Here is an 11,620-nt window from a genome sequence, read left to right as displayed (position 1 = left end):
GGGCCCAGTCCGGCGGCGACCAGCCGGCGGCGACGCGCGGCTCCGGCTGCACGGGGTGCGGCGCGACCGGGGTGGCCTGCGCCGGAGCGGCGGGTGCCGACCACGTCGACGACGCCCACGAGGGTGCCGCCTGCGGGGCGGGCTGCTCGTTGCTCCATGCCGACGTGCGGGCTGGGGCGGCGTCGTTCACGCGAGGCGCCGGCGCGACCGCGGCGGTCGACGCGGTGTCGGCGTCGTCCTTGCGGCGACCGAACAGGCCCCACTTGCGCTTGGGCTTGTCCTCCGTCGGCTGCACGACCTGCGAGAACCCGGCGTCCGGCGCGGGCGTCGCCGCGGCGGCCGTGGGCGCCCAGGCGGGTGCGACCTGCTGGACGGGCGCCTCGGCGACCGGGGCCGCCTGCGGGGCGGGCGTCACGGCGTCCTGCGCCTCGACGGGGCTGAACATCCGCGTCGAGTCGTCCTGCGTCGCGGCCTGCCACGCGGGCTGGGCCTCGGCGACCGGGGCCTGCCACGGGGCCGGCGCCTCGGCGACGGGCGCCTGCCACGGTGCGGGGGCCTCCGCGACCGGTGCCTGCCAGGCCGGCTGCTCGGCGACGGGCGCCTGCCAGGCCGGCTGCTCCGCGACGGCGGGCGACGACCAGGTGGGCTCCTCGGCGACGGCCGGGGCCTGCCACGGGCTGTTCTCGGGCTCCTCGGGAGCGAGCTGCACCGGCGCGTACGCGACGGGCTCGGCCACGGGTGCGGCGACCGGCTCGACGGCGACCGGGGCGGCGTGCGTCGCCGCGGGCGCGTCCGTGCCGTCCTGCCAGGCGGGGGCCTGCCACGTCGGCGGCTCCCAGGCGGGCGCCTCCCACGCGGGGGTGGGCCACGCCTCGTCGGCGGGTGCGGCGGCGGGCTCGGCCTCCGGCTCGGCGACGGCCTCGTCGTGGCCGGCCTCAGGCACGACTGGGATCGCACCGGTGTGCCAGGCACGGGCCTCGTCGAGCGCCTTCTCGAACGGCACCTCGGCCTGCGCGGCGGAGCGCGCGGCCCAGCCGGAGTAGCCGCTGTAGGACGTGAAGCCCTGCATGCGCGACGTCCAGACCGGCGTCTCCGCGGCGGGGGCGGCGGGCGTCTCGGCGACCTGCGGCTCCTCGACCGGCGCGCTCCACGCGGCCGGCGCCTGACGGGACGGGAGCGCGACGGGCGCGGCGACCTCGGGGGCCTCCCACGCGTCGGCGGAGGCCGTCAGGGGCTCGCCCGGCGCGAAGGTCGGCGCCCACGCCTCGTCGGCGGCAGGCGTCGGCTCCCAGGCCGGCTCCTGCACCTCGGCGGCGGGCGTCGGGGCCCACGCGGGCTCCTCCACCTCAGCGGCCGGGGTCGGGGCCCACACGGGCTCCTCCACCTCAGCAGCGGGCGTCGGGGCCCACGCGGGCTCCTCGACCTCGGCGGCCGGGGTCGGGGCCCACACGGGCTCCTCCACCTCAGCAGCCGGCGTCGGCGCCCACACGGGCTCCTCCACCTCGGCGGCCGGCGTCGGGGCCCACACGGGCTCCTCCACCTCAGCAGCCGGCGTCGGCGCCCACACGGGCTCCTCCACCTCAGCAGCGGGCGTCGGCGCCCACACGGGCTCCTCGACCTCAGCAGCCGGCGTCGGCGCCCAGGCGTCGGCCTCGACGGCGACGGGCTCCTCGACGACGTGCTGCTCCTCGGCCGCCGGCGTCGGCGCCCACTCGTCGGCCGACTCCTCGGCCAGCTCGGGGACGACCACGGGGGCGGGCTGAGCGGAGTGCGCACCGAGCGACATCCACGGCGCGCGGACCGGGTCGGCGGACGCCGCGGGGGCGTCGTCGTCGGCCAGGCCGGGGATCTGGATCCCGGAGCCGGGCGTGCCGGTCGCGACGTCGCCGCGACCACGGAAGCCGGAGAACAGACCCGCACGGGCGGCCGGCGAGGACGGCGCGCTCGCGGTGGGCGTCGCCTCGGGCTCGGGCTGCGGAGCCCAGGCGGACGTGGCACGCGTACGGCTGGGCAGGCCCGAGCCGAGCGGCGTCGTCGCGATCGTCGGCGGCGTCCAGTCGGAGCCGGACGAGCCGAGGTCCGCGGAGAGGTTCCCGGACGGGACCTCGGGCAGGACGATCTTGTCCTCGTCGAACGTCTTCGCGGAGCGGCTCGGGAGCGCGCCCGGCTGGCCGCCGCCACGCACCGGCAGCCCGGCGGGGGCGATGTCGTTCTCGCCGGTGTCGTCCGTGCGCTTGCGGCGCGGCAGGCCGAGGGACGTCTGGCCGTCGGTCAGCGCGTTGAGGTCGACCTCGCGGACGACCGGCGCCTGCTCGACCGCGGGGGCCGCGATCTGGGCGGGCGCGGCGACGGCCGGGGCGGCCGACGGGGCGCCGTACAGCGACGTCTCCGTCGCGGCGAACAGCGTGGACGGGAAGCGGACGATCGTCTCGGTCCCGGTGCCCTGCGAGCTCTTGTGCAGGCGGACCTCGGCGCCGAGGCGCTGGGCGATGCGGCCGACGACGAAGAGGCCGAGGCGCTGGGCGCCCAGGGCGTCGCTCGCGGACACGGACACGATCTTCGAGTTCGCCGCCGTGATCTCGGCCTCGGTCATGCCCAGGCCGTGGTCGAGGATCCGGACGTAGACGAACTGGCCGGAGACGCCGGTGGTGACCGTGACGGGCGTCTCGGGCTCGGAGAAGATCGTCGCGTTCTCGAGGAGCTCGGCGAGCATGTGCGCGGCGCTCAGGGCGTTGAAGCCGAGCATGTGCGGGTCGACCTGCAGGTCGAGCTCGACGCGGTCGTACTGCTCGATCTCCGACGAGGCGGTCCGGATCACGTCGGACAGCGGCATCGCGTCGCGCAGACGACGACCGGAGTCGATGCCGGCGAGCACGAGGAGCGACTCGGCGTTACGACGCATCCGGGTGGCGAGGTGGTCGAGCCGGAAGAGGTTCGCCAGGGTCGACGGGTCCTCCTCCGCACGCTCGAGGGAGTCGATGAACGACAGCTGCCGGTTGAGGAGCACCTGGTCGCGACGGGCGACGTTGACGAACATCTCCGCGATGGAGCCACGCAGGGCGGCCTGCTCCTGGGCGACCTGGACGGTCGTGGCGTTGACGGAGTTGAACGCCTCGGCGAGCGCGCCGACCTCGTCGCGGGTCGTGACCGGGATGGGCTCGAGCACGATCTCGGGGCCCTCACCGGGGACAGCCACCTGCTCGACGAGCTTCGGCAGCTGCTCACGGACGTCGGCAGCGGCCTTGGTGAGGCGACGCAGCGGCAGGACGATCCCTCGGGAGATGACGAGGGCGAAGAACAGGGACGCCGCGGCGGCGACGATCGCGATGGCGATCGTGTAGATGGCGCGGGTCTCGGCGGCCGTGGCGGCCTCGTCGGCGATGGTGGACGCCCGGGCGAGGATCGCGTCGTTGACGGCGGACAGCGACGCGAGCTGCTGCTGCACGTCGGCGACGTACGCCTCCTGGTCGACCTGCGCGATGCCCTGCGAGTTGCCCTGCTGCAGCCAGGACCGCATGGCGGTGAAGGACGAGGAGGGGTCACGGGACGGCATGACGATGCCGTTCTCGCCGAGCCGCTCCACGGCGGCGCGGGCCCGGACACGGGAGATCTCGGTCGACGCGGCGGTGTTGGCGTAGGCACGGGCGGCCGCGGTCTGGGCGTTCGCGGCGCGCATGAGGCGCTGGCCGTCGAGCATCTCCGTGATGAGGCCGTCGGACGTGGCGCCGACGTCGCGGTACGCCGTGACGTAGGACGCGAGCTCGCGGTTGTCCAGCGCGTTCGCGACCTGCTCGACGAGGTCGATCTGCCCGTCGATGATCTGCTCGTAGTTGTTGCCGACCTGGCCGCGCTCGCCCTTGACGTCGACGAGCTTGCGCACCTGCGGCAGCAGCGTGTTGTGCGTGACCTGGACTTCCTGGAACTGCTTGACCACGGCGGGCGGGAACTCGTCGAGGTCGAGCGCACGGGTCAGCGGCCGGACCTTCGCGAGCAGCGCGTCGGTCTGGTCGCGCGCCGGCGTGAGCTGCTCGGCGGGCGCACCGTTGACCGACAGCGCACGCTCCTGCTGGATCGCGGCCGACAGGGGCGCGTACGCCTGGAGCGCGGTGACCGCGCCCTCGGCGGCGCGCACCCGCTGCGCCTGCTGGATGGCGTCGTACGAGATGAACGCACCAGCACCGAACAGGACGAGCATGGGCACGGCAAGGACAGCCAGAACCTTGGCGCGGATGCCAAGCCGTCGCAGCATGTCGTTCCTCTCCTCCACCCGACACGGGTGTCGCCACCGGGGGGCGTGTCGGCCCTGCGTCCAGACAGGCCCACATGAGGCCCACCGCCGACATCGGCTCCTGGACACGGGACCATTAGCCCGCGGCAGAGTTTGCCATGGACCTCACCCGATGGGATACGCCGTGGCGGAACCGGGTGCGCAGGTCGGCGGCCCGGGCCGGGCCGCCCGCTAGGGTGCGCAGATGCGGGCAGTCGTGGTCAGCGGACCGGGTCCGGCGGACGTCCTGCGGGTCGAGGACGTCCCCGAGCCGTCGCTGGGTCCCACGGACCTCCTCGTGCAGGTCAGCGCCGCAGGGGTCAACCGCGCCGACCTCCTCCAGCGGGAGGGCCACTACCCCCCGCCACCCGGTGCGCCGTCCTGGCCGGGCCTCGAGGTGTCGGGTGTCGTCACGGCCCTCGGGGACTCCGTGGGCGGCACTTGGCGGGTGGGCGACCGTGTCGCGGCACTCCTGGCCGGCGGAGGTTACGCCGAACGGGTGACGGTCCGGGCGGACCTGTGCCTGCGTGTCCCCGACGACACGCCGCTGGAGGATGCCGCCGCGCTGCCCGAGGCGGTCGCCACGGTGTGGTCCAACCTGCGCGCCGCGCACCTCGCGCCGGGCGAGACGCTGCTCGTGCACGGCGGCTCGGGCGGCGTCGGCTCGGTCGCCGTCCAGCTCGCCCACGCGCTCGGCACGCGGGTCGTGGCGACCGCGGGCGGACCGGATCGCACCCGACGCGTCGCGGAGCTCGGCGCGGACGTCGCGCTCGACCACCGCGAGGGCGACCTCGTCGGCCGCGTGCGGGCCGCCACGGACCACCGGGGCGCGGACGTCGTGCTCGACGTGCTCGGTGCGGGGGCGCTCGCCGACAACCTGCGGCTCCTGGCCGACGGGGGCCGGCTCGTCGTCATCGGCCTGCAGCAGGGCCGGCGGGCCGAGATCGACCTGGGGCTGCTGCTCGCCCGGCGTGCGAGCGTGATCGGCACGACGCTGCGGTCGCGGCCGCACCACCAGAAGGCGGCGATCGTCGACGGCGTCGCGCGGCACGTGTGGCCGCTCGTCGCCGAGGGCCGGGTCCGTCCCGTCGTGCACGCCCGGCTGCCGCTCGCCGAGGCCGCGCAGGCGCACCGGCTGATGGAGTCGGGCGAGGTCTTCGGGAAGGTCCTGCTCGTCCCCTGACCCGGACGCACCCTTGCCGGGTCCGCCGTCGGCGTCGGGTGGGTCGACGGCCCGCGTCGTCAGTCGAGCAGGCCCGCCGCGAGCGCGGGGACGATGACCGGCGTCAGGGGCAGGCGCGGCACGAGGGTCGCCTGCACCGCGTGGTAGAGGTCGGCCTTGCCCGCCCACACCGTGCGTGACACGGCGTTGTCGGTCCCGAGCTCGTGCCACCAGGAGCCGCCCTCCCGGTCGAGCAGGAACGCGCCGACGTACTCCCACCACTGCGTGTAGAGGTCGTCGAACCGCGGCTCCCCTGTCGCGGCGTGCAGGGTCGCGGCGGCCGCGACGGCCTCGGCGGCGACCCAGTGCATGCGCTCCCGCACGACGGGGCGGCCCGACCAGTCGACCGTGTAGACGAAGCCCGGTGCGCCGTCGACGTCCCAGCCCTCGCGGACGCCCGCGTCGAACAGCGCGACCGCGTCGTCGAGCATCCACGCGGGGGCGACGTCGCCGCGCGCCGTGACGGCGGCCCGGGCGTGCAGCGTGAGTCGCGCCCACTCGAACCAGTGCCCGATCGTCGCGCCGTAGGGGCGGAACGGGTGCGCGGGGGTGTCGACGTTGTACTCGAGGTCGGCGACCCAGCCCGCGTCGAAGTGCTCGGGGATCCGCCACTCGTTGTCCTTGGCGAAGCCGTGCACGACGCGCTCGACGATCCGCAGCGCACGGTCGAGCCACACCCGGTGCCCGGTGACGTCCGCGGCCGCGAGGTACGCCTCGACGGTGTGCATGTTGGCGTTGACGCCCCGGTAGGTGTCGAGCGTCGTGAACGTGCGGTCCCACTGCTCGACCGCGAGGCCCGCCTCGTCGTCCCAGAAGTGCTGCTCCGACACGGCGAGTGCCTCGTCGAGGAGCTCACGGGCACCGGGCCGGCCGGCGGCGGTCGCGCTCGACGCCGCGAGGACGACGAACGCGTGCGGGTAGGCCGCCTTCTCGGTGTCCCGCGGCGTGCCGTCGCGCTCGACCTCCGCGAACCAGCCGCCGTGCTCGTCGTCGTGGAAGACGCCCCGCAGCGCCGCGAGGCCGTGGTCGACGAGCGCCGCCGAGCCCGGGCGGCCGAGCAGGTGGCCGATCGCGTAGACGTGCGTCATGCGGCACGCGATCCACAGCTCGAGCGGACCGCCCTGCGGGAGGCCCGCGTCGTCCTGCCGGGCGAAGCCGCCGCCCGGGAGGGCCGACGCCCGTCCGAAGTCCAGCAACCGGTCGGTCTCACCCTCGAGCCACCGGGCGTGCGCGGGCGTCGTCAGCCAGGACATGCGCACACCCTACCGACGCGGGACCGGTCCACGGTCCGGGCTGCGCCGGCCTGCGCCGGGGGGTCACAATGCGCGGATGAGCGACAGCGACGCAGGTGACGCGCGGGACCGGCAGCAGCACGCCCAGGGCCCGGCGGGCACGGGCCCGCGGGTGGTCGTCGTGCCCGCGACGGGCGGCCCCGCGGCCGACGCCGGGCGTGACGACACCGAGGGCGTCAGCGACCTGGTCGGCGAGCCCGCGAAGGTCATGCGGATCGGCACGATGATCAAGCAGCTCCTCGACGAGGTGCGCAGCGCACCGCTCGACGCCGCCGCCCGCGCCCGGCTGGCCGAGGTCCACGAGCGCTCGCTCAAGGAGCTCGAGGACGGCCTGTCCCCCGAGCTCGTCCAGGAGCTGCACCGCATCACGCTCCCGTTCGTCGACGACCAGACCCCGTCGGACGCCGAGCTCCGCATCGCGCAGGCGCAGCTCGTCGGGTGGCTCGAGGGGCTGTTCCACGGCATCCAGACCGCGCTGGTCGCACAGCAGATGGCCGCGCAGGCGCAGCTGTCGCAGATGCGTCGCGCGCTGCCGCCCGGACCGGGGCACGGCCCGGTGCCGCCGGGGCTGGGCCTGGGCGGGCACGAGGCCGACGACGGCGAGGGGCACGGGACCGGGCAGTACCTCTGACGACGGCGAGGGCTCGGGACCGGCCGGTCGCCCTGACGCGGGCGGCTCCGCTCAGGCGGGCGGTGGGGCCTCGTCGGTCGCCGTGTCCTTCGCGGTGAGCGCGATCGCGCCTGACACGAGCACGAGGCCGACGAGCTCGGCGGGGTGCGGGACCTGGCGCAGCACGACGGCGCCGACGACGGCCGCGGTCGCGGGGAGCAGCGCGAGCAGGATCGCGAAGGTCGCCGGGCGCACGCGTCGCAGGACGACCTGCTCCAGCGCGTAGGGCACGACGGACGACAGCACGGCGACGCCGACGACGAGCAGCGCGAGCCCCGCGTCGGTGAGGACGGGCACCGCACCGCCGACGTAGAACGGTGCGAGCACGAGCGCGCCCGCGGTCATCGCGACCGACAGACCGGTGACGCCGCCGGTCTCGGCGGTCGCGACGCGTCGTCCGAGCACGATGTACCCGGCCCAGCAGGCGGCGGAGACGCCGATCGCGACGAGGCCGACGACGGGGTCGTCGCCGGTGTCGGTCCCGGAGCCCGTGCTGCTGCTGACGCCGCCGCCGAGCGTGACGCCCGCGAGCAGGACGACGCCCGCGGCGGCGATGCCGATGGCGACGCGGTCCCGCCAGCCGTGCCCCGTGACGGCCGCGACGGCGACCGGTCCGACGAACTCGAGCGCGACCGCCGTGCCGAGCGGCAGGTGGTCGATCGCGACGTAGAACGCGACGTTCATGACGCCGAGGACGACCCCGAACAGGACGGTCGTGAGGACCGCGCGCCGCGTCCACCTCCCGCGGGCCCGCCAGGGCCGGCGCCACGCGAGGAGGACGACGGCCGCGACCGCGAGGCGCAGCCACGCGACGACCGCGGGCGGGAGGACGTCGAAGAGCCCGACGGCGATCGCGGCGCCGAGGTACTGGGTGAGGCCCGACAGCACGAACAGCAGCGGGGCGGGCACGAGCCCAGGGTAGGCGTCGAGCCGTCCACAGCCCGGTCCGACGGACGGCGCTCCACAGGTGCGGCCGGCGGGTCGACGGCAGGCCGGTCGACGTCCCTAGCGTCCCCGGCGGTGGACGACCCCGGGTCGCCGCCTCCCGACGAACCCACCAGCCCGAGGAGAGCCGTGCCGACCGCACCCCCGCCACCCGTCCCCACCTCCGCGACACCTTCGGCGCCCTCGTCGCGCTCCCGCCGCCGGGCCGTCGTCCTCGGCGGGCTGGCCGCCGGCGTCCTCACGGTGGCCGTCGCCTGGTCGCTCGCGCCACCGCGCGCCGACGAGGCCGGTGGCGGCGAAAGGTTCGACCCCGGACGCGTCACCGAGGCCGCGAGCGTCGAGATCAGCCTCCGGGTCCTGCGCGACGCGACCGCACAGGCGCGCGCCGACGACGGCGCCTGGCCGCAGGACGCGTCGCAGGTCGCCGTCGAGCGGCTGCGTGAGGCCGCGACGCTCTGGTCTTCGAGCACCACGGCGTCGGACGACCCCGGCGAGCCCTGCTACCAGACGGCGCTGGTCCTCGGCCGCACCTGGCACCAGGTCGCCGACGACGCACCGCGACCGGGCCCGTGCGCCGATGTCGGCTACCCGGACCGGCTGCCCGGGACGTTCGCAGACCCGGCCGGCAGCGGGTTCGTCACCATCACCGGCGGCGGCGCGGGGACGACCACCTACGACCGGGAAGGGAACCCCGTGCCGTCCGTCCCGCCCCCGCCGGTCCCGGTGCCGGTCGCCGCCGTCGGCTCCCCCGAGCCCGGGTCGTTCGACGAGCCCGACGTGTGCGTCGCGTTCATGGGCGGGTCGGGGAGCCTCGTCGGGGCGGCCGAGGCAGTGGACCGCGCGACCACGACGGCGGACCGCTCCGCGTGGGAGCAGCGGGTCCGAGACGTCGGCGAGGCGCTCGCCACGGGCGGTCCGGAGTCGGCCGCCGACGGGTTCCTCCGCCTCGCCGACCTCTGGGACGGCTCGTCCGGCGGCGGGAAGGTGACCGAGGACGAGCGCGCTGCGGCGATGGACTTCCTGGACCCGTGGTGGTTCCGGTGCAGCGTCGTGCTCGGCCGCTGACCCCCACCGTCGCGGTCGGTGCCGGGCATGCCGCGGCCCGCGTCACCGGTCGGTGCGCGGGCCGCGGGATCGAGCAGGCGCCCGGGAGGTGGTCAGCCCTTCACGGCACCGCCGAGCAGGCCGCGGACGAAGTACCGCTGGAGCGCGAGGAACACGATCAGCGGGACGACCATCGCGATGAACGCCCCTGCCGACAGCAGGTGCCACTGCGACCCGCGGGTGCCGGCGAGCTCGGCGACGCGGACCGTCAGCGGTGCCACGTCGGTCGTGCCTCCCGCGAAGACCAGGGCGACGAGCAGGTCGTTCCACACCCAGAGGAACTGGAAGATCGCGAACGACGCGATCGCCGGGGTGAGCAGGGGCAGCAGCACCTTGAAGAAGATCGTCACGTGCCCGGCACCGTCGACGCGGGCGGCCTCGACGAGCGACGCCGGGATGTCCTTCATGAAGTTGTGCAGCAGGTAGATGGCGAGCGGCAGCGCGAAGATCGAGTGCGACAGCCACACGACCCAGAACGACCCCGCCAGCCCCCAGGTCACGTACTGCGACAGCAGCGGGATGAGGGTCACCTGGATCGGTACGACCTGCAGCGCGAAGACGCCGACGAACAACAGGTTGCGACCGGGGAACTCGATCCAGGCGAACGCGTACGCCGCGAGCAGCGCGAGCGAGATCGGGATGACGACGGCCGGCAGCGTGATGACGAGCGAGTTGACGAAGAACGTCGACAGGCTGGTCGAGGAGCCGAAGAGGGCCTCCTGGTAGTTGTCGAGCGTCAGCTCGGGGTTCCACGGCAGCGTCCACCAGCCCGTGGTGCGGATCAGCGCGCGCGGTCGGAACGACGTGACGAACAGCCCGAACGTCGGGATCGTCCACAGCACCGCGAGGATGATCGCGATGCCCGACGCCCACGGCGAGCTGATCTTGCCCTTGACGGCGATCGCGCGCTTCTCCGCGCGGGACAGCTTGCGGGGGATCCGGGCGACCGGCGCCTCTTCCTTCGTGGCGTCGACGAGTCCGGACGGAGGGATGACGGTCATCGGATCTCCTCCGAGAGGCGCAGCTGCCGGACGTTGTACACGACGATCGGGATGACGAGCACGAAGAGGATCACCGCGAGCGCCGCGCCGAGCCCTCGCTGGTTGGCCCGGAAGCTCTGCGTGTAGAACTCGTAGGCGACGACGGACGTGTTGAAGTTGCCGCCGGTCATGGTCCGCACGATGTCGAAGACCTTGAGGGTCGCCATGGCGATCGTGGTGAGCACGACGATCAGGGCGGGCCGGATGCTCGGCACGGTGATGAAGCGGAACATCTTCGTCCCGTGCAGGCCGTCGAGGCGCGCGGCCTCGATGATGTCGTCGGGGATGGCCTTGATCGCCGCGGACAGCACCGTCATCGCGAAGCCGGCCTGGATCCAGACCATGACGGCGATGAGGAACAACGTGTTCCACGGTTGGTTGAGCAGGAACTGCTGGGGTGGCAGCCCCACCCAGACGAGCAGCTGGTTGGCGAGGCCGATCTGCTGGATGCTCCCCTGGTCGGGGCGGTACTCGTAGACGAACTTCCAGATGATCGACGCGCCGACGAGCGAGATCGCCATCGGGAGGAAGATCAGCGTCTTCGCGAGGGACTCGTAGCGAGACCGGTCGACGAGCACGGCGTAGACCAGCCCGATGACGGTCGCGGCGAGCGGCACGAGGACGACCCACAGGAACGTGTTGCGCAGGACGGTCTGGAACTGGTCCTCGGTGAACGCCCTCACGTAGTTGTCGAGGCCCACGAAGCTCGTGCCGCGGTTGTCGTAGAACGAGTCGCGGATCGTACGGAGGCCGGGGTAGAGCAGGCCGAAGACGAGGAACAGCAGCGTCGGTCCGAGGAACCCGAGGACGACGACCCAGACGGGCAGCCGCTTGATCTTGTCGATCCCGAAGAGGATCAGCCCCATCACGGCGACGAAGAGCAGGATCGCGATGACCATCAGCGCGAACTTCTCCGGCGTCGTGTCCGGGTGGAGCAACCAGTCCATGAGTCACCCTTCCTCGCCGTCGAGGTCGGCGCGGTGCACGAGGGGACGCGCCCGTGGGGCGCGCCGGGACGTCGGGTGGGGCCCGACCGGAGAGGGACGACGTGGTGGGAGCCGTGAGGTACCGGCTCCCACC

The 11,620-nt window shown here is 74.4% G+C and carries 8 protein-coding genes; 3 read left to right on the top strand and 5 right to left on the bottom strand.

What is annotated here, in order from left to right; all coding sequences use genetic code 11:
- Positions 1-4,249: ATP-binding protein (locus CBZ_RS03295; protein ID WP_130780178.1), on the bottom strand; the 4,249-nt coding region annotated here is incomplete at its 3' end.
- A gap of 223 nt (positions 4,250-4,472) precedes the next feature.
- On the opposite strand from CBZ_RS03295, the gene CBZ_RS03290 reads away from it, so the two are divergent.
- Positions 4,473-5,450: an NAD(P)H-quinone oxidoreductase gene (locus CBZ_RS03290; RefSeq protein WP_130780177.1), complete on the top strand. Its 978-nt coding sequence runs from the start codon at positions 4,473-4,475 to the stop codon at positions 5,448-5,450.
- Positions 5,451-5,509: 59 nt separating this feature from the next.
- Here the strand turns inward: CBZ_RS03290 and CBZ_RS03285 are convergent, their stop codons facing one another.
- Entirely contained in the window at positions 5,510-6,742 is a 1,233-nt protein-coding gene (locus tag CBZ_RS03285) for an AGE family epimerase/isomerase (RefSeq protein WP_130780176.1), read from the bottom strand.
- Between the two features lie 76 nt (positions 6,743-6,818).
- Between CBZ_RS03285 and CBZ_RS03280 the strand changes: the two genes are divergently transcribed.
- Positions 6,819-7,412 carry a bacterial proteasome activator family protein gene (locus CBZ_RS03280; RefSeq protein ID WP_130780175.1) on the top strand — a complete coding sequence of 198 codons (594 nt, stop codon included), beginning with the start codon at positions 6,819-6,821 and terminating at the stop codon, positions 7,410-7,412.
- Between the two features lie 51 nt (positions 7,413-7,463).
- Here the strand turns inward: CBZ_RS03280 and CBZ_RS03275 are convergent, their stop codons facing one another.
- Positions 7,464-8,360, bottom strand: a complete 897-nt coding sequence (locus CBZ_RS03275; RefSeq protein WP_130780174.1) for an EamA family transporter — start codon at positions 8,358-8,360, stop codon at positions 7,464-7,466.
- Between the two features lie 165 nt (positions 8,361-8,525).
- Between CBZ_RS03275 and CBZ_RS03270 the strand changes: the two genes are divergently transcribed.
- On the top strand, positions 8,526-9,461 hold the full coding sequence (locus CBZ_RS03270; RefSeq protein WP_130780173.1) for a hypothetical protein: 936 nt from the start codon (positions 8,526-8,528) through the stop codon (positions 9,459-9,461).
- A 92-nt stretch (positions 9,462-9,553) separates the two neighbouring features.
- Here CBZ_RS03270 and CBZ_RS03265 read toward each other — a convergent pair whose 3' ends face one another.
- Positions 9,554-10,501 (bottom strand): carbohydrate ABC transporter permease, encoded by a 948-nt coding sequence (locus tag CBZ_RS03265; RefSeq protein ID WP_130780172.1) that lies wholly within the window; start codon positions 10,499-10,501, stop codon positions 9,554-9,556.
- Entirely contained in the window at positions 10,498-11,487 is a 990-nt protein-coding gene (locus tag CBZ_RS03260; protein WP_130780171.1) for a carbohydrate ABC transporter permease, read from the bottom strand. The genes CBZ_RS03265 and CBZ_RS03260 overlap by 4 nt, the downstream gene beginning before the upstream one ends.
- Positions 11,488-11,620 lie beyond the last annotated feature (133 nt).

The organism is Cellulomonas biazotea, assembly GCF_004306155.1.
Lineage (GTDB): Bacteria > Actinomycetota > Actinomycetes > Actinomycetales > Cellulomonadaceae > Cellulomonas > Cellulomonas biazotea.
The sequence above is the reverse complement of the archived record's forward strand: the minus strand, read 5'-3'. Positions and strand labels throughout refer to the sequence as shown.

Excerpts from the sequence above, each read along its gene's own strand:
- CBZ_RS03265 (WP_130780172.1), bottom strand. The coding sequence starts at position 10,501 with ATGACCGTCATCCCTCCGTCCGGACTCGTCGACGCCACGAAGGAAGAG.
- CBZ_RS03260 (WP_130780171.1), bottom strand. The coding sequence starts at position 11,487 with ATGGACTGGTTGCTCCACCCGGACACGACGCCGGAGAAGTTCGCGCTG.
- CBZ_RS03285 (WP_130780176.1), bottom strand. The coding sequence starts at position 6,742 with ATGTCCTGGCTGACGACGCCCGCGCACGCCCGGTGGCTCGAGGGTGAG.
- CBZ_RS03280 (WP_130780175.1), top strand. The coding sequence starts at position 6,819 with ATGAGCGACAGCGACGCAGGTGACGCGCGGGACCGGCAGCAGCACGCC.
- CBZ_RS03290 (WP_130780177.1), top strand. The coding sequence starts at position 4,473 with ATGCGGGCAGTCGTGGTCAGCGGACCGGGTCCGGCGGACGTCCTGCGG.